A 20,388-nucleotide genomic window follows, 5' to 3' on the forward strand; every position below is an offset into this window, starting at 1 on the left:
GCGGCGCCTGCCCCTGCCCTCCGGCCCGCCCCGCGGCCGTACCGGTGGCCGAGTCCTTCGATCCGCAGCACGCCCCGTCACCGGGCCCAGGGTTCGTAGAGCGGGGAGTCGTCGGCCGGGACCCGGATCCGCAGCAGCGCGGGACCGTCGTCCGGGCCCAGCCCGAGCACCCGGTCCAGCGCCGCGGGCAGTTCTCCGGGTTCTTCGACCGCATGGCCGGGGCAGCCGAACGCGGCGGCCAGCGCGGCGAAGTCGATCCCGGTGATGTCCGTGCCCGGGACCGGTGCCACCCCGATCCGGTGCCCCAGCGCCCGCACCGCACCGTAACCGCCGTTGTCCAGCAGGAGATACGTCACCGGGGCGTGCTGCCGGGCGGCCGTCCACAGCGCCTGTACCGAGTAGAGCGCCGAGCCGTCACCGAGCACGCACACCACACGCTCCCCGCCCGCGAGCGCCCGCCCCACCGCCAGCGGCAGCCCCCACCCGAGCGCGCCGCTGCCGGTGGTGAGGAAGCCGCCCTCGGTGCTCACCGGCAGCCGGGCGTGCAGGGCGTCCCGGTGGCTGGGCGCCTCCTCCACCAGCACGGTGGAGCGGGGCAGCCGCTCGCCGAGCAGGTCGAGCAGCAGTTCGGGGGAGATCTCCGGTCCCTGCCGCGCGGGCGGCGCCACCGCGCGCACCGGGGGCACCGGCCGGTCGGCCTGCCGCACCAGCGCGGCCAGCGCCCGTACGGCCGGGCGGAGCGTGGTGACGATGCTCGTGCCGACCGGCAGCCAGGCGGCCTGACCGGGATCGCAGTCCAGGTGGTACAGCTCGGTGCCGGCCGCGAGCGGCGGCCCCGCCACATGCACGTGATACGTGAAAAGCGGGGCGCCCAGCGCGACCACCAGATCGTACGGGGCGAGCCGCTCCGCCAACTGGTCGGCCACGGGCGGCAGAAAGCCCTGGAAGTACGGATGGCGCTCGTCGAACCCGGAGCGGCCGGAGAGCGGGCTGATCCAGACGGCCGCCCGGGTCCGCCCGGCCAGTTCGGCGACCTCGGACACCGCCCGCTCGTCGTCGACGGCGGGACCGACCACCAGCGCGGGCCGCCGCGCCCCGTCGAGCGCGGCGGCCAGCCGGGCCAGGGCCTCCGGATCGGCGCCGTATCCGCCGTGCACGGTGCGCGGGGCGACCGGCTCGGCGGGCCGGTCCCAGTCGTCCTCCGGTACGGAGAGGAAGACCGGGCCCCGGGGGTGGGTCATGGCGACGCGGTGCGCCTCGGCGAGCGCGCCGGGCACATCGGCGGCCCGCTCGGGCTGGCGGCTGAACTTCACGTAGGGGCGCGGGAACTGGGTCGGCTCGTCGGCGCCGAGGAAGGGGTGGAGGGGCAGCAGCGCCCGGGACTGCTGGCCCGCGACGACCACCAGCGGCACCCGGTCCCGGCAGGCGTTGAACACCGCGCCCAGCGCGTGACCGACGCCCCCGGCGGAGTGCAGACTCACCAGCGCGGCCCGTCCGGTGCCCAGCGCGTGGCCGGCCGCCATGGCGACGGCGGTGGACTCCTGGAGCCCGAGGACGTAGCGGAAATCGTCCGGCCAGTCGCGGAACATCCGCAGTTCGGTCGAGCCGGGGTTGCCGAAGACGGTCGTCATACCGGTGGCGCGGCACAGCTCCACCACCGCCTGACGGACGGTCGTACTCATCGGGAACCGCCTCTCTCGGGTCTCGTGGGGGAAGGGGCGCGCCCCTCGCGCCGTCCGCCGAGGAGCAGTCGTTCGAGGGCCACCAGCGCGCTGTTGAGTACCTGCCCTACCACGCCCAGCAGCACGATCACCGCCCATACGGTCAGCAGATCGGAGCGTGTCTGGGCGTCGACGAGCTGGAAGCCGATGCCGTTCGCGGTGCCGGGCAGCAGTTCGGAGAAGACCATGAGGATCAGCGAGAGCGACAGGCTCAGCCGCAGCCCGGCGAAGACCCGCGGCAGCGCGGCGGGCAGATGGAGCAGCAGCACCCGCTCGGCCGGGGACATCCGCAGGGCCGCCGCGACCTCCAGCCGCAGCGGATCCACACTCCGGACCCCGTCGGCGGTGTTGATCAGTACGGGCCAGACCGCGCTGAAGACGATCGAGGCGAGCTGCATCCGGGTGCCCGGGTCGAAGAGCACGACGAAGACCGGCACCAGCGCGGGCGGCGGGACGGCGCGCGCGAACTGGAGCACCGGGTCGCACAGCGCGTACGCGTCCCGCGAGCGGCCCAGCGCCAGCCCGAGCACGATGCCGCAGAGCGCGGCGAGAGCGAACCCGGCGACCACCCGGCCGAGGCTCGGCAGCAGGTTGGCGACGGCGTCGTCGGTGAGGAAGAGCCGCCCCGGCGGTCCCGCGAACCACAGGGCGTGGCCGTGCGCCAGGATGCTCGCCGGGGTGGGGAAGAAGACACTGCCGTACGCCCACGCCGCCAACTGCCAGGCCGCCACCGCCCCGAGGGGGACGCCGACGCGCGGCAGCACCGTACGGTACGGCAGGGCCCGGGAGCTCATCGGCCGGCGTCCCGGTGCTCCGGCGTCCAGGGGAACAGCCGCCGCTCGGCCGCCAGGAGCACCCCGTTGATCACGAGTCCCAGCACGCCCGCCCACACCACCGCGGCCAGGACGTCCGTGGTGCCGTCCGTGGCCGTGCCCGCCTGGGCGATGAAGATCCCGAGCCCCTCGCCGAACCCGGCCAGGATCTCCGTCGCCACCGCGAGGATCAGCGCCGTCGCCGCGGAGATCCGTACCCCGGCCGCGATGAACGGCGCGGCCGACGGCAGCCCCGCCCGCAGGAGGACCGCGAGCCGCCCGAAGCCGAAGGCCCGCAGGGTCTCCTCGGCGAGCGGATCGGTCTCGCCGAGCCCGTAGACCGTGTTGAACAGCACCGGCCAGACCGCGGCGAAGGCGACCAGCGCGACGGTGGTCCCGGCGCCCGCGCCCAGCAGCAGGGACACCAGCGGGATCAGCGCCACGGACGGCACCGGGCGCACCAGTTCGATCAGCACCCGTACGGACTCGTTCACCGCCGGGACGCTGCCCAGCAGCAGCCCGAGCGGGACCGCGACGGCGCAGGCCAGCGCCAGCCCGGCGGCCCATGCCTCCACGGTGGCCCGTACGCCCCGCAGGAACGCGGCGTCCCCGCCGAGCCGGACGGCCCGCACCAGCACCTCCGAGGCGGGCGGCAGGTAGGAGCTCCGTACCAGCCCCGAGCGGCCGAGCGCCTCGCAGAGGGCGAGGGCGGCGAGCACCCCGACGGCCCCGAGCAGCCTCTCCCGTGCGCCGCCCCGTCTCACCTGCCCGGCTCGTAGAGCAGGTCCGCCGCGTCCATGGGCCGGGTCAGCAGCCCCTGGTCCCGCATCATCGCGATGAGCTTGTTCAGTTCCGCGGCGCTCGACGTGGGCGGATAGCCCGGCAGCCCGATGGCGGCGGCCTCGGCCGGCGTGATCTTCGTGTAGCCGGGGAGCACCTGCTCCACGGCGTCGCGGTCCTGGTCCGCGATCGCCTGGGCCTCCGCGATCGCGCGCTGGAAGGCGGCGGCGGTCCTCGGGTACGTGTCGACGAACCGCTGCGTGGTGACATAGCCGCTGAGCGGCAGCCCGTCGGCGGGCGACGCGGCGCCGTCGATGACCGTACGGGCGTTCAGATCGCGTTTGATGGCCGACGCGAAGGGCTCGACCGCGTGTACGGCGTCCACCTGGCCCCGCTCCAGCAACGCGCCCATCTGCGGGAACGGCACCTGGCGGTAGGCCGGGAGCCCCGCGTCGCGCTCGCCCAGCTCGCTGTTGAGGGTGAGCGACTGGATGTTGTTGAGGATGTTCACCGCGACCCGCTTGCCCCGCAGATCCTCCGGTGTCGTGATCTTCGAGCCCGGCAGCACCAGCACGCCCATCATCCGCGGGGCGTTCCTGGCCCCCTCGGCGAGCACCCGGGTGGTGAGCGTGCCCCTCTCCCGGGCCTGGAGGAACGTCACGAAGTTGGCGCCGCCGATGATGTCCACCTGCCCGTTCGCGAGCGCGGGCAGCGCCTGGACGCTCTGCTGGACCGGCTGGACGCGCACCGTCAGCCCCTGCTCCGCGAAGAGCCCCCGGTCGATGGCGATGTGCAGCGCGGCGACATCGGTGAGCGGGAGCCCCGCGACGGTGAGCGTCCGTTTCTCCGGACCGCCCGGACCGCCCGACGCGCCGGCGGACCCCCCGGAGCCTTCCGCGCCGCCTCCTCCGCAGCCGGTGAGGAGCAGGGGCAGGATCAGCCCGACGACGGCCAACCTGACGCGGAACCGGCGCAGTTGGAGTCCCATATCACAGCACCATAGGGGGAGGCGACCGACCGCACCATAGGGCGTCCCCCGGGCCGTGCGGGGGCCGGGCGCCGCGCCCCGCCCCCGTACGGTCCCTCGGCGTTCAGAACCCGGTGACGGAGCCTTCCACCACGTACGCGCACTCCGTGTAGAGGTAGCCCGGCTGGAGCTTCGCCTTGTCGGCGCCGGAGGACGCGGCCGTGCTGCTCTTGGACTTGTGCAGGAAGTACGTGGTGCCCGCCGGGAGGCTGATCGTCTTCTGCGGGTAGTTCTTGGTGCTCTTGCAGGCGCTCACCGAGGCGGACAGCGCGCCGGGGTACCGCGTACAGCTGCCGCACCCCTTGAGGGTGACGCGGCCGGTGACCGGGCCCGTGTACAGGACCTCGACGGCGTCGGGGCTGTCGTTCTTGATGGTGACCGAGATGGAGCCGCCGGAGGCGGTCGTGGGCAGCCGCTTGCCCGCCGCCGGCTCGTCCTTGGCGATCTCCGCCGCGATGGCGATCTTCTCGGCCCGCGCCCGGTTGCCGTCCTTCGCGTACTTCTTGACGAAGTCGTTCATGGTGGTCAGCGCCGTCTCGAAGTCGCCGTCCTTGTACTGGTCGACACCGCACGCGTACGTACCGGAGCGGATGTGGGCGTCCGCCTTGCCGGTGTCCTCGGTCAGCGCGTCGGCCACGCCCGCCCGCTCACCGGGGAGCGACGCCGTCTGGGCCCGGAGCGTGCGCAACTCCTCGGTGACATCGCAGGGGTTGGCGCCCTTGAGGCCCTTGGTGGTCGTCCCGATCGAGGCGCGCACCGCGGGCTCGACCTTCGCCGCCTGGCCGGACTCGGGGAAGTCCGTGAGCAGTTCGCCGAGGTAGCCGCCGTCCTCCGACACGGAGCTGGGGTTGCCGAGGACGCCGACCCCGCACTCGTACAGCGAGGTGGCGAGCCGGTCGTCGGGCCAGGTGACCAGGGAGCCGAGGCGCTTCTTGCCCACCGTGCCCGGGACCGTGCGCAGATACTTCAACGGGTCTATCGCGCCGCAGTAGTTCCGCTCGTCGTACGGGCCGCCGACCGCCTCGTAGTACGCGGTCAGCCGGTTCGGGACACGCGCCGCGGCCCGCGAGTCCGGGTGGTCCTCCTGGAGATCGCGGTAGGCGGTGAGCGCCTCCTCGAAGGAGGGCCTGGCCGTGGTGAACGGCTGGCTCCGCGCGCTCTCGACGAGCCGGTCGGCGTCGTCGAGCCGGTCCAGCAGCAGCTTCTGCGTGGCCTCCTCGCGCGCGCCGTCGTACAGTACGACGCCGCCAACCGGGGCGGCGAGCAGGGCGAGGCCGAGCGCGACGGCGACGGGCGCCCGTGGCGGCCAGGCCAGCGGGGTGCGCAGCCCGACGACGGCGCCGTGGGCGGCCGCCAGCACGAGGAAGAGGAGGTAGACGATGAGCGCGCCGCCGGGAACGCCGTCGGGGTCGGCGGGCAGGGCGATCAGCAGCAGGATCCCGGTCGCCACCCAGCAGAGGACCATCGCGAGCCGGCGGCGCGCCAGCGCGTAACCGAGCCCGAGACCGCTGAGGTTGAGCAGCGCCACCGCGACGGCGCGCAGCGGGTCGGCCGGTCCGGGCGGCACGGTGGGCGGTGCGGGCGGCGGCGGAGGCGCCGCGAAGCCACCGGCCCTGCCGAATCCGCCCGGACCGCCGAATCCGCCCGCCCCGCCGAATCCGCCGGAACCGCCGAAACCGCCGAAACCGCCGGAACCGCCGAATCCACCCGGGTCGTCGGCACCACCGGCACCACGGGCTCCGCCGTACGCGCCGAAACCGCCGCGCTCCTCGGGCTCTCCGAACCCACCGGACCCACCGGACCCGGGGGCCCCACCGCTTCCGCCGCGTTCGCCGAACCCGCCGGATCTGTCGGAATCACCGGTTCCGCGCTGCTCGTCCCAAGACATCGCGACTCCCCCCAGTCGTCGAACACACCGTGTGCAGACCCGCATTGTAGTGCTCCTCCTGGCCGTGTCGGCCCCCTCGCGAACCTCCGCACATGTGCTCCCCGGCCCCGGCCGGAACCCCCGCGGGACGCCAGGGACGGCTGCGGCCCACGGCTCGTCCCCCGTGTCACAGGACCCTTGACAGGTCACACGGGGCTCCCTACTTTCACGGGGCAGTGAAACGATTCATCGCCGAGTCGTATCGGAGTCGCATGGTGATCAGCAGAAGACGACTGCTCGGTACCACCGCAACCGCCCTGGGCACGACCCTGGCCACCGGACCCCTGCCCGCCGCCCGGGCCGCCACCCCCACCGCCGCCGGGACGGCGGGGGACGCGACGGCGGCGCTCCGCGTCACCGCGCCGACCGTCGAGTACGCACGGCAGCCACTGGGCCTCGACACCCCGAGCCCCAGGATGAGTTGGCCGTTCGTCTCGGCTCGCCCCGGGGCGCGGCAGACCGCGTACCGGATCCGGGTCGCCACCGCCCCGCACCGCCTGACCCGGCCCGACGTCTGGGACAGCGGCAAGGTGGCCTCGGAGCAGTCCGTCCTGGTGCCGTACGCGGGCCCGGCGCTCGCCTCCCGGACCCGCTACCACTGGACCGTGCGCGTCTGGGACGCCGACGGCACGCCCTCGGAGTGGAGCGCCCCGTCCTGGTGGGAGACCGGGCTCACCGACCCCGCCGACTGGTCGGCGCGCTGGATCGGGGCGCCGGCCGAACTCGTCGGCGCCCCCTCCCTGGACGGCGCCTCCTGGATCTGGTTCCCCGAGGGAGATCCGGCGAGCGGCGCCCCCGCGGCCACCCGCTGGTTCCGTACCCGCGTGGACGTCCCGGCCGGTGTCACCCGGGCCCGCCTCGTCATGACCGCCGACGACGGATACACCGCCCTCGTCAACGGAGTCCAGGTCGCCCACACCGAAGCCGACGGACCCGCCGAGAACTGGCGCCGCCCCGCCCTCGTCGAGGTGACGGACGCCCTGCGCCCCGGCGCCAACGTGATCGCCGTGTCGGCCGTCAACGCGACCGAGAGCCCCGCCGGCCTGCTCGGCCTGCTGGAACTCACCACCGCCGACGGCGTACACGTGCTCCCGACCGGCGCCACCTGGCGCGCCACCGACCGGCGGCCCTCCGACGACTGGACGTCCGACGGCTACGACGACGGGTCCTGGCCCGCCGCCCAGGTCCTCGCGCCCTGGGGGTCGGGACCCTGGGGCCGGATCGCCGTCGCGTACGCCCCCGCCGCCCAGCTGCGCCGCGAGTTCCGCCTCGGGAACCGGACGGTCGCGCGGGCCAGGCTCTACGCCACGGCCCTCGGCCTGTACGAGGCCCACCTCAACGGCGAACGCGTCGGCGAGGACCGGCTCGCACCCGGCTGGACCGACTACAACAAGCGCGTCCAGTACCAGACGTACGACGTCACCGCCCTGCTCCGATCCGGTGCCAACGCGCTCGGGGTCACGCTCGCGGCCGGCTGGTACGCCGGGAACATCGCCTGGTTCGGCGCGCACAACTACGGCGAACGCCCGGCTCTCCTGGCTCAGTTGGAGATCACCTACACCGACGGCACGACCGAGCGGATCGTCTCGGACACCGACTGGCGGGCCGGCGCGGGACCGGTCACCTCGGCCGATCTGGTGATGGGCGAGGAGTACGACGCCCGGCGGGAGACCGACGGCTGGACGCGCGCGGGCTTCGATGCGACGGGGTGGCTCCCCGTCACCGCCGCCACCGCCCGGGTCCCCGCCGCCCTGGTCGCGCAGATCGACGCCCCCTCCCGGGTGCGGACGGAACTCCGAGCCGAGAAGGTGACCGAGCCGAAGCCGGGGGTCTTCGTCTTCGACCTCGGCCAGAACATGGTCGGCACCGTCCGGCTGACCGTCTCCGGCGCCGCCGGAACCACCGTACGGCTGCGCCACGCCGAGGTCCTCAACCCCGACGGCACGCTCTACACCGCCAATCTGCGCACCGCCCGCGCCACCGACACGTACACTCTCAAGGGCGGCGGCACGGAGACGTACGAACCGCGCTTCACCTTCCACGGCTTCCGCTACGTCGAGGTGACCGGGGTTCCGGGCAGGCCGCCGGCCGACGCGGTCGTGGGACGGGTCATCCACACCGCCGCGCCGTTCACCATGGACTTCAGGACGAACATCCCGATGCTCAACCAGCTGCACAGCAACATCACCTGGGGACAGCGCGGCAACTTCCTCTCCGTACCCACCGACACCCCCGCACGCGACGAACGGCTCGGCTGGACCGGCGACATCAACGTCTTCGCCCCCACCGCCGCCTACACCATGGAGTCGGCGCGCTTCCTCACCAAGTGGCTGGGCGACCTGCGCGACGGCCAGCAGAGCGACGGCGCGTTCACCGATGTCGCGCCGATCGTCGGCGAGGACATCATCGGCAAGGGGGTGGCGGGCTGGGGAGACGCCGGAGTCACCGTCCCCTGGGCGCTCCACCAGGCGTACGGGGACACCCGCGTCCTGGAGGAGTCCTGGGCCCCGATGCTCGCCTGGCTCGACTACCTGAAGCGGCACAGCAGCGGATTCCTCCGCCCCGCCGAGGGGTTCGGGGACTGGCTGAACATCGAGGACGAGACGCCCAAGGACGTCATCGGCACCGCCTACTTCGCCCACAGCGCCGATCTCGTCGCGCGGACCGCCGAGGTCCTCGGCAAGGACCCGGCGCCGTACACCGCCCTGTTCGGGTCGGTACGCGACGCCTTCCGCGCCGCGTACGTCTCCGCCGACGGCCGGATCAAGGGGGACACCCAGACCGCGTACGTCCTGGCCCTCTCCATGGACCTGCTCGCCGAGGCCGAGCGCGGGCCCGCCGCGGACCGGCTGGTCCAGCTCGTCGAGGCCAAGGGCGGGCACCTGTCGACCGGGTTCCTCGGCACACCGCGGCTGCTCCCCGTCCTCACCGACACCGGACACATCGACGTGGCCTACCGGCTGCTGCTCCGGCGGACGTTCCCCAGCTGGGGGTACCAGATCGACCGGGGCGCCACGACCATGTGGGAGCGCTGGGACTCCATCCGCCCCGACGGCACCTTCCAGGACGCCGGCATGAACTCCTTCAACCACTACGCGTACGGCTCGGTGGGGGAGTGGATGTACGCCCACATCGCGGGCATCGCGCCGGGCGCCCCCGGCTTCCGGAAGATCATCGTCCGGCCGCGCCCGGGGGGTGGGGTGACGGAGGCGAGCGGGCGCTTCGACTCCCTCCACGGACCGGTCACCACCCGCTGGACCACCGGCTCCGGCGGCTTCCGGCTCACGGTGGGGCTGCCCGCCAACACCACCGCGGAGGTCTGGATCCCCACCACGGACGCGGCGCGCGTCCGCCACGGGGAGACCCGGCTCCTGCGCACGGCGGAGGGCTGCGCGGTGTACGCCGCGGGGCCGGGCACCCACCACTTCGCGAGCTGAGCCACCGGCCTGTCGGACCACGCGTCGGACCATGCACCGGGGCCGGCGCTCACGCGGGGTGTTTCCGCCGCGCGTGGGCGCCGCCCCGGCGGCGCGGATAGGTGCACAGCAGAAAGATGGTGGCGAGTACGGCGACGGCCTCCGCGACGACCGTCAGCCGCTTCTCGCCGTACCAGACCGGCTCGTACATATTGGGGACCGGGCCGAGCGCACCGACGTCGACATAGCGGTAGATCAGCAGCAGCGCCAGGCCGCCCGTCGCGACCAGCCAGGCGAAGAGATCGCCGGGCACCCGGCGCCAGACCAGCACGAGCAGCGCCGCGAGCGCCGCGAGCCCCGCCTCGGCACGGAACAGGTCGCCCTGGCTGATACCGGCGGAGACGCTGTCGTACCGGTCCGCGAGATGCGCGTGCAGATACGCGTCCACCGCCAGCCCGGCCGCGGCCAGCACCCTCGCCACGGCGCGCAGCTTCCACAGGGTCCCCCGCCGGCGCGGGGACGGGGGCGCGGCGGACGGGATCGAGGACATCGTTCCTCCCGGGCTCGGTGGCCGTACCTCCCCCGCCGCGCGGCCCCCGCTGCACGACACCTCCCACTACACGGCACGCCCCGGCGCCGGGCCACCGGACGGGGCCGTCCGACGTACCGGCGTACGGGCGTGGCTCCGGATCGGTGTACGGACATACCGGCGTACCGGCATGTCGTCCTATCGGCATACGGGAGTTGGCGGCCGGTTGACGTACGGAGGCGCTGACCGTGCCCAGCGGGCCCGGTCCGCTGTTGACCTGGTGGCCGGGCCGGCGCGGTGACGCGCCGACGCGGTCGCACAGCAGCGATGCGGTCGCCCAGCGGCGACGCAGTGACACAGCAGTGACGCAGTGAGGAGTCTGACGGCGTGAATCCGAGCGACAAGAGCCTGTGGAACCTGCCGGCCCCGCGCCCGCGCCGCCGCATCGGCCGCTGGTTTGCGCTGGCGGCTGCGCTCGTCGTGCTGGCCACGGCCACCGGGGGCGGCTGGCTCTACACCCGGCTCAACGGGAACATCCACGGCGCGGGAGTGGCCGGAGCGCTCGGCGACAACCGTCCGCGCGCCACCCAGGGCGGCGAGAACATCCTGGTCATCGGCTCGGACAGCCGGTCCGGGACCGGTGACGCCTACGGCGGGGGACTGACCTCGATGCAGTCCGACACGCTGATGCTGCTGCATGTCGGCGGCAGCGGCCGGTGGGCCACGGTGGTCTCCTTCCCGCGTGACTCCTGGGTCTCGATCCCCGCCTGCGACCAGGGCGGCGGCGCCACCTCCACCCCTCACCACTTCAAGATCAACCAGGCGTTCGCGATCGGCGGCTTCCGCGGGGACCCGGCCAAGGCCGCCGCGTGCACCATCAGAACCGTCGAGGAGAACACCCGGGTCCGTGTCGACCACTTCGTGATCGTGGACTTCCGGGGGTTCACCGGCATGGTCGACGCCCTCGGCGGCGTCGAGGTCTGCCCCACGGCGCCGATCCACGACACGAAGGCCGCCCTGGATCTCGAAGCGGGCTGCCAGACGGTCAGGAACGAGCAGGCGCTGGGGTACGTACGGGCCCGCTACAGCCTCGGCGACGGTACGGACCTCGGCCGGATCGGCCGGCAGCAGGAGTTCCTGCGCGCGCTCGCCGCCAAGGCGAAGGCCACGCTCCACCGGCCGGCGGCACTCTACGGATTCCTCGACTCCGCCACCGGGGCGCTCACCACCGACCCCGAACTGGCCGGCCTCGGTCCGCTGCGCGAACTGGCCGCCGCCCTCAGGCGCCTGCCCACGGACCGGATCTCGTTCCTGACCGTACCCAACTACCCCCGGCAGCGCGATGTGCCGGCCGACACGGCCAACGTCCTGTGGCACCCGTCCGCAGCCCGGACGCTCTTCACCGCGCTCACCCACGACAGGGAGCTGACCCCGGCCCGGCTCGACGCGGCGACGCCGCCGCTGCCCCCGGCGGCGGGCACCGTGGCGGTGACCGTCCTCAACGGGACCGATGTCCCCGGCAGGGCGCGCGAGACCGCGGGCCGGCTGCGGGAGCTGGGCTTCCGTATCGCCGCCACCGGCAATGCCCCGGCGCCGGCGGGGAGTTCCTCCCTCACCTATCCCGAGGGGCTCGCGGACCAGGCGAGGACCCTGGCGGCGCGGCTCCCCGGCCTCGACCCGGTCCCGGACACCGGGGCGGCCCCGGGGGCGGTGACGCTCACCGTCGGCCCTGACCTGCCGGAGCCCGAGGGGTGAACGGGTGTACGGCGGCCGCCCTGGTCACGAGGGACCGGTCACCCCTCCCTCGTCACCCCTCCCGGTGCAGGGTGACCAAGGTGGTGTACGCGCGCTGGAGGAACGCCTGGTCGGCGGCCGGGGTGCTGTTCGCCAGGGCGACCACGGCCGTGCGCCGCTCCGGTACGAATCCGGCGAAGGCGGTGAAGCCGCGGGTGCCGCCGGAGTGGTGGTAGACGGCACCGTCCGGCCGGACGCGGATGTTCCAGACGAGCGCCAGCCGCCGGGCGCCGCCGCGCAGGGCGAGCCGGGGCCGTACCGCGTCGGCGAGCGCCGCGCCGAGAGGGCCGCCCGGTGCCCCGTCCGCCAGGGCGTCGAGCAGGGTCAGCAGATCGGCCGCGCTGGAGCGGAGCGCGCCCGCGCCCGGGAGGCCCGGGATCAGCCAGGACGCGCGCGGTCTGCCGTGCCAGTGGCCGGTGGCCTGCGCAAGGCCCGGGGCGCACCCGGTACGGCGCAGCCCGAGCGGGCCGAGGACCCGCTCCGCGAGGAGGTCCCCGTACTCCGGGCCGCCCGGCGCGGCCCGGGTGAGCAGGTGACCGAGCAGCCCCACACCGAAGTTGGAGTACCGCACCCGGTCGCCGGGGCGGGCGTGCGGCCGGGTCCTGGCGAGGGAGCGCAGCAGGTCGTCGGTGGTGAACGTGGCGTACGGATTGGTGAACCACTGGGACGCCGCCCCGGCGAGCAGCCCGGGCGGCAGCCGGGGCAGCCCCGCGGTGTGGGTGGCGAGATGGAGCAGGGTGATGGGTCCGCCGCGCTGCCGGGGCAGCACCTCGGGCGGCAGGAACCGGCCCAGCGGATCGCCGTGGGCGACCTCGCCCCTGGCGGCCTGCTCGGCGAGGAGCAGCGCCGTGAAGCACTTGGTGAGCGAGCCGATCTCGAAGCGGGTGTCGGCGGTGACCGGTTCACCGCCGCCGAACGCGGTGGCGCCGTACGGCACGACGGCCCGTTCGCCGCCCCGGCGCAGCGCGACCACGACCGCGCAGGCACCGCGGGCCGAGGCGGCGAGGGCGGCGGCGGGGCCACGCGCCCAGGCGGGGGTCACCGGCCGGTGCCGAGGGCGCGCGCGAGCGTGAGTGTGCCTGCGACGGCCGCCACCACGGTGGTGTGGTGGTGGGTCGCGAAGCGTTCGCCGGCGTCGGCGTCGACCGGTCGGCCGTCCCTGGGCAGCAGTCCGTCCTCGTGCTGGACGGCGGCCAGCCGCGCCCAGTCGGCGGGGTCGCGGTGCGGCTCGGGCAGACAACCGCCCACGATCATCAGCTCGGCCACCAGATCCCATTCGCCGATCTCGGCCCAGATGTCGATCCAGGCCGGCAGCCAGCGGGTGAGGTAGCCGGCCAGATCGGCGGGCAGTTCCTCGGGCAGCCGTCCCCAGTCGGTGATGTGGAAGACGGTGTGCGTCATGTTGTACGCGGTCATCCAGTCGATGAGCCAGGGTTCGGGGAGCGCGCCCAGCCAGGTCGCCCGGGTCAGCCGGTCCCAGTCGACGGCGCGGCCGCCTCCGTCGAATCCGCTGATGCGCGCCGCGTTGGCGACGGCGAGACGCCGGTTGGGCAGCAGCTCCATGGCGCGCGCCGAGCGCAGCGAGGTGGTGTGGTCGAGCAGCCGGTCCAGGGCTTCGTGGCGGTAGCCGCTCCGTGCGAAGTGCGCGTACGTCTCCAGCGGGTCGCTCATCAGCGGATAGCGCAGCAGCCGCTCGTGGAGCATGTCCCCGCCGCCGAGCTGCTTCCAGGTGAAGTCCAGCAGTTCGCGGGCGAGCCGCAGCTCCGTACTGCCGGCCACCGCCTCCCGCAGGACCAGTGAGGCGGCGAGCGCGGTCTCGCCGAGCGGCTTGTAGACGGTGTCGGGCTCGGCGAGTTCGGCGGTGGTGTCGGGCGGGAGCGCGCCGTGCTCGCGGTGGGTGTGCAGCCAGTTCAGGGCCCGCAGGCTGACGCGGTGGGCGTGCTGTGTGACGGACATGTCCATCGGGTCTCGGTCCGATCGGGGCGGTTCGGCGTGGTACGGGACGGTCGGCGGCCGGGACCGCCATGGTCGTACGGTGTCGCGCGAGTCGTACGGTGTCGTGCGAGTGGTGCGAGTCGTACGGTGTCGCGCGGGATCGCGTCGTGTCGTGGGGATGCTGGCGCCGGACGGCCGGAGCCGCTCAGCCGGACCCGAGCAGCCGGCCGGCGATCGCCGTGTCCAGCGCGAGCCGGTCACCGCCCGCCAGCAGGGAGATGTGCTCCACGAGCGGCGCCGGGTCGAGCGGGATCCGTACCCCCTCGCTGTGCAGCCAGGCGAGCCAGCGGACGATCCGGGCGGCGGTCGGGTAGTCCCGGCGCAGTACGGCACGGGTCGCCCCGCGCGCCAGGCCGAGCGGGGAGCTGCGCGCCGCGTCGTGCACCGGGCCGTCCAGGCCGGGCAGGGCCAGCGTGGCGAGCTGCCCCATCGTCACCGACCAGGCGGCCCAGGCGTCGCCGCCGTCCGCCGCGGGTCCGGCGGGCGGGGGAGGCGCGGGCCGGACCGCCGCGGGACGCCCGTCGAGGCCGCGCGCCCGCCCGCCGCCGGCCTGGTCGGAGAGGACGGCCAGCAGGGTGAGGGTGCCCCAGTCGCGCCACGCCATCAGCCAGGGGCCCGCGGGCCCGGCGGGCGGCGGAGGCGTGCCGTCCCGCGCGGGCGGCAGCGCGCCGAAGGCCAGCGTCACCGCCTCCGCGTCCCGGGGGTGGACGGGGGCTCCGGCCAGCAGGGCGGGGGCGAGGGTGTCCGCGCCGAGGATCCTGATGGCGGCCAGCGCCGCGCCGGGGTCCGGCGCGCTCTCGACGTGTTCGGCGACCATGGCCGTGCCCCCGGCGCCCCGAAGGGCACCGAGGGCACGTCGTGCCAGGCCGGCCGCTGCTTCTTGATAGGAGGTCCGCGACCGGTCGGGGCTCATCGGCCCTTCGGCTCCTTGGGCTCCTTCGGAGAGAGAAGGGCCAGCAGGAGCAGCGCGCCGGCCGCTTCCGGCGCGTACACGGGCGCGTCGCTCAGGGGTGCCTCGGGCTCGGCCATCGCCGTTCCCAACGCCTCGATGTCCAGGGTGATTTCAGTCGGCCTCATGGTCTGAGAAAGCATCGTGGGCTCCTCAAGTAGATGCCACGGCCCTGACTGGCCGTGCCGTTGCCAACTTTAGGCAAAGGTCGATAAATCGACCAGTTGGGACAATAGTTTGATGATTCATTCCGTATGTCCGTTCGGGGTTGAGTGCCCGTCGGAGATGTGGAACGGGACCGTCGTCACGACGATCTTCGGCAGCGGCCGGAGCGCGTGCCGCAGCCGCCCGGCCAGCGGGCTGTGCAGAACGCGGTGCCACCAATGGCGTACGACGATCTCCGGGATGATGACGGTGATGGTCAGATCCGGCCGCTGACGGTGCAGCGACTCCACATAACTGATCAGGGGAGTGACGATCGCACGGTACGGAGAGACGATGATCCGCAGCGGCAGATGGTCGCCCCACAGCAGCCATGCCTGGCGGAACTGTTCGGCGTCCTCGTCGCTCGGGCTGACGTGCAGGGCGAGGACCGGCTGCTGGAGCGAGGCCGCGTAGGCCAGGGTGCGCATGCTCGCCCGGTGCAGCGAGTCGAGCGGGACGACGGACAGATGGAGGATCTCCTCGGGGGACTCCTCCGGCTCGGCGTCCTCGGTCACGTCCACGGATCCGGCGGCCTCTGCCGCGTCGGTCGCCTCCGCGGCGCCGATGGCCGTCGCCGCGTCGCCGGCCGCCGTGCCATTAACGGCCACCGCGCCGCGCGCCGCCCGCGGGGCGATCGTACGGCTGGGAATCTCGATCTTCTGGGGCCGTAGCCGCAGCGCCTCGGCGACCCGTGCGTAGTGGCGGTGGATCCGCGTCGTCACCAGCAGGAACACCCCCACCGTGAGGATCGCGAGCCACGCGCCCTCGGTGAACTTGGTGATGCCCGCCGTGATGAAGACGAGCGCCGACAGCAGCGCGCCGGTGGCGTTGAAGCAGAGACTCTTGCGCCAGTGCCGGTCCCTCCTGCGCCACCAGTGCACGACCATGCCGCTCTGCGACAGGGTGAAGGCGAGGAACACCCCCACGGCGTACAGCGGGATCAGCGCCGCCGTTTCGCCGTTGAACGCCACATAGACCAGCGCCGCCGCCACGGAGAGCACGATGATGCCGTTGCTGAAGGCCAGCCGGTCCCCCAGCCGGAGGAAGATCCGCGGCGCGTGGTTGTCCCGCGCCAGCAGGTAGAGCACCCGGGGGAAGTCGTTGTACGCGGTGTTCGCCGCGAGCAGCAGCACCAGCGCCGTCGCCGCCTGGGTGAAGACGTACATCCCGCCGGAGCCGAAGCTGCGGTGCGCGAGCTGCGAGAGCACCGTCTCGCCCGACCGGGGGACGACCCCCTCCAGATGGGTCATCGCGATCGTCCCGGCGAACAGGGTGATGAGCAGTCCGATCATCCAGGACAGCGTCGTCCGCGCGTTGCGCCAGGGGACCGGCTTGAACGCGGGTACGGCGTTGGAGATCGCCTCGATCCCGGTCATCGCCGTCGACCCCGAGGCGAACGCCCGCATCACCAGCAGCACCCCCACCCCCTCCACCGCGTGCAGCGGCGGATGCGGAACGGGCTCGAAGCCGCGCCCCGCCGCGTCGTACAGACCGAACGCCACCAGCGCGAGGATGGCGACGATGAAGGCGTACGTCGGCGCCGCGAACAGCGCGCCCGCCTGTCTGACCCCCCGCAGGTTCCCCGCCAGCAGGACCACGATGACCAGCACACCGATCGGCACCACGTCCCCGGAGAGGCCGGGGACCGCCGAGGTGACCGCGGCCATCCCGGACGACACGGAGACCGCCACGGTCAGGACGTAGTCCGTCATCAGCCCCGCCGCTGCCACCAGACCGGGGATCCGCCCCAGATTGTCCGTGGCGACGATGTACGAGCCACCGCCGTGCGGGTACGCCCGGATCGTCTGACGGTACGACAGCCCCACGGCCAGCATCAGGAAGACGATCGCCAGCGACACCGGCACCGACCAGGCCAGTCCCGCCGTACCGCCCAGCACCAGCACCGCGAGCAGCGCCTCGGGGCCGTATGCCACCGAGGAGAGCGCGTCCGCCGAGAGCACCGGCAGCGCCACCAGCTTGCGCATCCGCTCCCGGACGACCGCGGTGGACCGCAGCGGCGCGCCCAGCACGGCCCGCCGCAGCCGGGCCCCGACCCCGGGGGCCGGGGCCGGTTCCGCACGGCTCGGGGCCACGGTCGCCCTCGGCGGCCCGCCGACCGTGGTGACGCGGACGAACCTGCCGAAGCGGGGCGGCACGATCTGCTCGGGCTCCGGGTAGCTGCCGAGGTCCGGGTCGACGGGCAGCGCGCCCCGCCAGGCGGCCGGGGCGGCGGACACGCGCCCCCATTCCTGCCCGATCAGCCGCAGCGTCTCGTCGTCCCTCCGGGAGGGCTGGATATCCGTCACGCCGACGAGTCTCTTCGCCGGACCGCGCCCGCCGCTCCGGCTGCCGCCCGCGACACACACCCTCGCACGGCGACAACCCGTACGGCCGAACCCGTCCGGCGGCCAACAGCCGGCCGGGGGAGAGACAGCCGTCAGGAGGCGGTCCTCGGCAGCCCCGGAGGGTTCAGCTCCGAGGACGGCACGGCCTCGTCCGCCAGTCCCCACCGCGCCAGGACCTTCCCGTACGCCCCGTTCTCGATCACCGTGTTCAGCGCCTCCTGGACCGGCCTGATCAGGCCGTTGCCCTTCCTGGTGGTGGCCGCGATCTTGCCCTGGATCGCGTCGCCGGCCCCCGAGAACGTACCGATGATCTCGGTCTGTCCGGTGGAGGCGGCGTGGTACGCGGCGACCGGGTTGGGGCCGAAGTAGGCGTCGAGACGGCCGGAACCGAGGGCCAGGTAGTAGTCGCCGGTGTTCTGGTAGATCTTGATGTCGGTGGGCTTCAGCCCCTTCGCCACGTTGGCCTTGCTCCAGTCGACCAGCAGTTTCTCCTGGTTGGTGCCGGAACCCACCCCGATGGTCCGGCCCGCCACGTCCCGGGGCCCCCGCACCTTCCAGCCGGAACCCTTCTTCGCCTCGAACGCGATGTTGTCGAGCCGGTAGGTCGCGAAGTCGTACTTCTCCTTGCGCTCCTCGGTCACCGTGATGTTGCTGAGCCCGAGGTCGTACTTACCGCTGTCGAGCGCGGGCAGGATGGCGTCGAAACTCGCCTGCTGCCGCGTCAGCCGCACGCCCAGCAGCTTGCCGACGGCGTCCGCGATGTCGACGTCCTGACCGGCCGGGGTCCTGCTCGACGCGGCTGGGGAAGTAGGGAGCTGGGTGCCGCGCCCACGGAGGCGCCGAGGGTCAGTGTTCCCCGCTTCCGCACCTCCTCGGGCAGCAGCTTCGCCAGCGCGGGGTTCTTCTTCAGCGCGGCGGTGACGTCCTCCGAGGGTGCGGACGCGGCACCGGCCGCCTCCTCACCGGACGCCGCGTCCGTACCGCAGCCCGTCAGGAGCGGCAGCAGCAGGGCGGCCACCAGCACGCCCGCAGCGGTGCGGCGCGCGGGCCGGGAACGGCCCGGGATCAGGGTACGCACGGGTCATCCCTCGCTTTCCGTGGTGTTCCCGGGGCCGGCCGGGGCCGCGAGGAGCTTCTCGAACGGCAGCGGCCCGATGGTCTCCGGATCCGCGGCGGTGTCGAACAGCGGTGTGTACCCCGCCGCCAGATACAACCCGCGGGCCTCCGGCTGGCGCGGGCCGGTGGTGAGGAAGACCCGGCGGTAGCCGCGCTCGCCCGCCGCGCGTTCCAGCTCCGCGACGACCAGCAGCCCGAGCCCGCGCCGCCGGTGGGCGGAGTGGGTCCAGATCCGCTTCAGCTCCGCGGTGTGCGCGTCGTAGCGGCGGAAGGCGCCCCCGGCGACCGGTTCGCCGTGCTCCAGCAACAGCAGCAGGGTGCCGTGCGGCGGGTCGAACTCCTCGGCGGGGTAGCGGGCCAGCTCGCCGTGCGCGTCCTTGCCGTAGCGCGCGGAGTACTCGTGGCCCAGCTCCGCCAGCATCGGCCGCGCCAGCGGATCGGAGACCGTGGTACGCCGCCAGGTCAGCCCGCGGGGTTCGGCGACGGAGGTCATCGGCCCGCCTCGGCCAGGACGTGCGCACCGCGCGGCGCGCCCGCCGCGTCACGCCGGGCGACCTCGGCGCGTACCAGCGGGATGACATGGCGCCCGAAGTCGATGGCGTCGCCCAGCAGGTCGTACCCCCGGGCCGAGATGATGTCCACGCCGAGGTCGTAGTAGTCGAGCAGGGCCCGCGCGACCGTCTCCGGCGTGCCGACCAGCGCGTTGGAGTTGCCGGCGCCGCCGGTGGCGGCGGCCGTCGGCGTCCACAGCGCCCGGTCGAACCGCTCGCCCGACTCCGCGATCGCGATCAGCCGCCGCGCCCCGGTGTTCTCCGGGGCGAGCCGCGGGTGGTCCCGTACGACCGTGCGCTTGCCCTGGGCCGTACGTTCCTTGATCGCGGCCACCGTGCGGTGCGCCTTCTCCCAGGCCAGCTCCTCCGTGGGGGCGATGATCGGCCGGAAGGCCACCTGGAAGCGCGGCGGGGCCGGACGTCCCGCGGCCCGTGCCGCTGCCTTCACCGCCTCGATCTGCTCCGCCGTCCTCGCCAGCGGCTCGCCCCACAGGGCGTAGATGTCGGCCTCGGCCCCGCCCGCCGCGTACGCCGCCGGCGAGGAGCCGCCGAACGAGACGTCGGGGCGCGGCTGCTGGACCGGGAAGACATCGCTGACGAAGTCGTGGAACCGGTAGTGCTCGCCCTCGTGGTCGAAGGGCTCGTGCGATGTCCAGACGCGCTTGACGATCCCGATGTACTCGCGGGTGCGGGTGTACCGCTGGTCCTTGGTGAGGGTGTCGCCCTCACGGCCCTGCTCGCGATCGTTGCCGCCGGTGATGAAATGGACGGTGAGCCGCCCGTCGCTGATCCGGTCCAGCGTCGCGAAGGTCTTGGCGGCGAACGTCGGGTACGAGACGTTCGGGCGGTGCGCCAGCAGGATCTGGAGCCGGTCGAGACGGGAGGCGATGTACGCGGCGGCCGGCGCGGGGTCGGGCGAACCCGAACCGTACGCGAACAGCACCCGGTCCCAGCCATGGTCCTCGTGGGCGCGGGCGAGCCTGAGCGTGTACTCCCTGTCGAACGAGGCGCCGGAGCGGGATGTCGTCTCCGACCCGTCGTGGGTGGCGGCGATACCGAGGAACTCCACAGGCATGACGGACCTTTCGTACGGAGGCCGGGGCGTGGCGGGGCGGTGGCGACGGCGACGGCATGCCGAACCGGCCCCGGGGCAGGGCGACATGAGGGAATGTGCGGGGGTGCGCGTGCAGGGGTGTGCGTGCAGGGGGTGTGTGACGACGGA

General features: G+C 73.7%; 17 protein-coding genes. 2 read left to right on the forward strand and 15 right to left on the reverse strand.

The window, feature by feature from the left end:
* Nucleotides 1–77: 77 nt before the first annotated feature.
* From mdlC to ACFTZC_RS24525, 5 genes are all read right to left on the reverse strand, one after another.
* A complete protein-coding gene (gene mdlC / locus ACFTZC_RS24505; protein ID WP_382893106.1) occupies nt 78–1,682 on the reverse strand; it encodes a benzoylformate decarboxylase in 1,605 nt (534 codons plus the stop codon).
* Nucleotides 1,679–2,515 (reverse strand): ABC transporter permease, encoded by an 837-nt coding sequence (locus ACFTZC_RS24510; RefSeq protein WP_382893108.1) that lies wholly within the window; start codon nt 2,513–2,515, stop codon nt 1,679–1,681. Before ACFTZC_RS24510 ends, mdlC begins: the two co-directional genes overlap by 4 nt.
* Complete coding sequence (locus ACFTZC_RS24515) at nt 2,512–3,297, reverse strand: ABC transporter permease (RefSeq protein WP_382893110.1); 786 nt, start codon at nt 3,295–3,297, stop codon at nt 2,512–2,514. Before ACFTZC_RS24515 ends, ACFTZC_RS24510 begins: the two co-directional genes overlap by 4 nt.
* On the reverse strand, nt 3,294–4,301 hold the full coding sequence (locus ACFTZC_RS24520) for an ABC transporter substrate-binding protein (protein WP_382893112.1): 1,008 nt from the start codon (nt 4,299–4,301) through the stop codon (nt 3,294–3,296). Before ACFTZC_RS24520 ends, ACFTZC_RS24515 begins: the two co-directional genes overlap by 4 nt.
* A gap of 103 nt (nt 4,302–4,404) precedes the next feature.
* A complete protein-coding gene (locus tag ACFTZC_RS24525; protein ID WP_382893114.1) occupies nt 4,405–6,228 on the reverse strand; it encodes a hypothetical protein in 1,824 nt (607 codons plus the stop codon).
* A gap of 254 nt (nt 6,229–6,482) precedes the next feature.
* Here ACFTZC_RS24525 and ACFTZC_RS24530 point away from each other — a divergent pair, with 254 nt between their 5' ends.
* The gene (locus tag ACFTZC_RS24530; RefSeq protein WP_382893223.1) at nt 6,483–9,704 is read left to right on the forward strand and encodes an alpha-L-rhamnosidase; all 3,222 of its coding nucleotides are present in this window, start codon (nt 6,483–6,485) and stop codon (nt 9,702–9,704) included.
* Between the two features lie 49 nt (nt 9,705–9,753).
* On the opposite strand, the gene ACFTZC_RS24535 is transcribed toward ACFTZC_RS24530, so the two are convergent.
* Complete coding sequence (locus tag ACFTZC_RS24535) at nt 9,754–10,233, reverse strand: hypothetical protein (RefSeq protein WP_382893116.1); 480 nt, start codon at nt 10,231–10,233, stop codon at nt 9,754–9,756.
* Nucleotides 10,234–10,599: 366 nt separating this feature from the next.
* Here ACFTZC_RS24535 and ACFTZC_RS24540 point away from each other — a divergent pair, with 366 nt between their 5' ends.
* The gene (locus ACFTZC_RS24540; RefSeq protein ID WP_382893118.1) at nt 10,600–11,967 is read left to right on the forward strand and encodes an LCP family protein; all 1,368 of its coding nucleotides are present in this window, start codon (nt 10,600–10,602) and stop codon (nt 11,965–11,967) included.
* 52 nt (nt 11,968–12,019) lie between these two features.
* On the opposite strand, the gene ACFTZC_RS24545 is transcribed toward ACFTZC_RS24540, so the two are convergent.
* From ACFTZC_RS24545 to ACFTZC_RS24585, 9 genes are all read right to left on the reverse strand, one after another.
* Complete coding sequence (locus ACFTZC_RS24545; protein ID WP_382893120.1) at nt 12,020–13,048, reverse strand: serine hydrolase domain-containing protein; 1,029 nt, start codon at nt 13,046–13,048, stop codon at nt 12,020–12,022.
* A complete protein-coding gene (locus ACFTZC_RS24550; RefSeq protein WP_382893122.1) occupies nt 13,045–13,968 on the reverse strand; it encodes a DUF6895 family protein in 924 nt (307 codons plus the stop codon). Before ACFTZC_RS24550 ends, ACFTZC_RS24545 begins: the two co-directional genes overlap by 4 nt.
* A gap of 178 nt (nt 13,969–14,146) precedes the next feature.
* A complete protein-coding gene (locus tag ACFTZC_RS24555) occupies nt 14,147–14,914 on the reverse strand; it encodes a hypothetical protein (protein ID WP_382893124.1) in 768 nt (255 codons plus the stop codon).
* Nucleotides 14,911–15,078 carry a hypothetical protein gene (locus tag ACFTZC_RS24560; RefSeq protein ID WP_382893126.1) on the reverse strand — a complete coding sequence of 56 codons (168 nt, stop codon included), beginning with the start codon at nt 15,076–15,078 and terminating at the stop codon, nt 14,911–14,913. Before ACFTZC_RS24560 ends, ACFTZC_RS24555 begins: the two co-directional genes overlap by 4 nt.
* Nucleotides 15,079–15,195: 117 nt before the next feature.
* Nucleotides 15,196–17,139: an APC family permease gene (locus tag ACFTZC_RS24565; RefSeq protein ID WP_382893225.1), complete on the reverse strand. Its 1,944-nt coding sequence runs from the start codon at nt 17,137–17,139 to the stop codon at nt 15,196–15,198.
* A gap of 452 nt (nt 17,140–17,591) precedes the next feature.
* Entirely contained in the window at nt 17,592–18,260 is a 669-nt protein-coding gene (locus tag ACFTZC_RS24570) for an ABC transporter substrate-binding protein (protein ID WP_382893227.1), read from the reverse strand.
* Nucleotides 18,221–18,577, reverse strand: a complete 357-nt coding sequence (locus tag ACFTZC_RS24575) for a hypothetical protein (RefSeq protein ID WP_382893128.1) — start codon at nt 18,575–18,577, stop codon at nt 18,221–18,223. Before ACFTZC_RS24575 ends, ACFTZC_RS24570 begins: the two co-directional genes overlap by 40 nt.
* Nucleotides 18,578–18,580: 3 nt before the next feature.
* Entirely contained in the window at nt 18,581–19,108 is a 528-nt protein-coding gene (locus ACFTZC_RS24580) for a GNAT family N-acetyltransferase (RefSeq protein WP_382893129.1), read from the reverse strand.
* Nucleotides 19,105–20,241, reverse strand: coding sequence for an LLM class flavin-dependent oxidoreductase (locus ACFTZC_RS24585; protein ID WP_382893131.1), 1,137 nt, complete (start codon nt 20,239–20,241; stop codon nt 19,105–19,107). Before ACFTZC_RS24585 ends, ACFTZC_RS24580 begins: the two co-directional genes overlap by 4 nt.
* Nucleotides 20,242–20,388: the final 147 nt, after the last annotated feature.

It is taken from the genome of Streptomyces sp. NPDC056987 (genome assembly GCF_042673865.1).
GTDB lineage: Bacteria > Actinomycetota > Actinomycetes > Streptomycetales > Streptomycetaceae > Streptomyces.

Excerpts from the sequence above, each read along its gene's own strand:
- mdlC (WP_382893106.1), bottom strand. The coding sequence starts at position 1,682 with ATGAGTACGACCGTCCGTCAGGCGGTGGTGGAGCTGTGCCGCGCCACC.
- ACFTZC_RS24510 (WP_382893108.1), bottom strand. The coding sequence starts at position 2,515 with ATGAGCTCCCGGGCCCTGCCGTACCGTACGGTGCTGCCGCGCGTCGGC.
- ACFTZC_RS24520 (WP_382893112.1), bottom strand. The coding sequence starts at position 4,301 with ATGGGACTCCAACTGCGCCGGTTCCGCGTCAGGTTGGCCGTCGTCGGG.
- ACFTZC_RS24525 (WP_382893114.1), bottom strand. The coding sequence starts at position 6,228 with ATGTCTTGGGACGAGCAGCGCGGAACCGGTGATTCCGACAGATCCGGC.
- ACFTZC_RS24535 (WP_382893116.1), bottom strand. The coding sequence starts at position 10,233 with ATGTCCTCGATCCCGTCCGCCGCGCCCCCGTCCCCGCGCCGGCGGGGG.
- ACFTZC_RS24550 (WP_382893122.1), bottom strand. The coding sequence starts at position 13,968 with ATGGACATGTCCGTCACACAGCACGCCCACCGCGTCAGCCTGCGGGCC.
- ACFTZC_RS24555 (WP_382893124.1), bottom strand. The coding sequence starts at position 14,914 with ATGAGCCCCGACCGGTCGCGGACCTCCTATCAAGAAGCAGCGGCCGGC.
- ACFTZC_RS24560 (WP_382893126.1), bottom strand. The coding sequence starts at position 15,078 with ATGAGGCCGACTGAAATCACCCTGGACATCGAGGCGTTGGGAACGGCG.
- ACFTZC_RS24565 (WP_382893225.1), bottom strand. The coding sequence starts at position 17,139 with ATGCGCAAGCTGGTGGCGCTGCCGGTGCTCTCGGCGGACGCGCTCTCC.
- ACFTZC_RS24580 (WP_382893129.1), bottom strand. The coding sequence starts at position 19,108 with ATGACCTCCGTCGCCGAACCCCGCGGGCTGACCTGGCGGCGTACCACG.
- ACFTZC_RS24585 (WP_382893131.1), bottom strand. The coding sequence starts at position 20,241 with ATGCCTGTGGAGTTCCTCGGTATCGCCGCCACCCACGACGGGTCGGAG.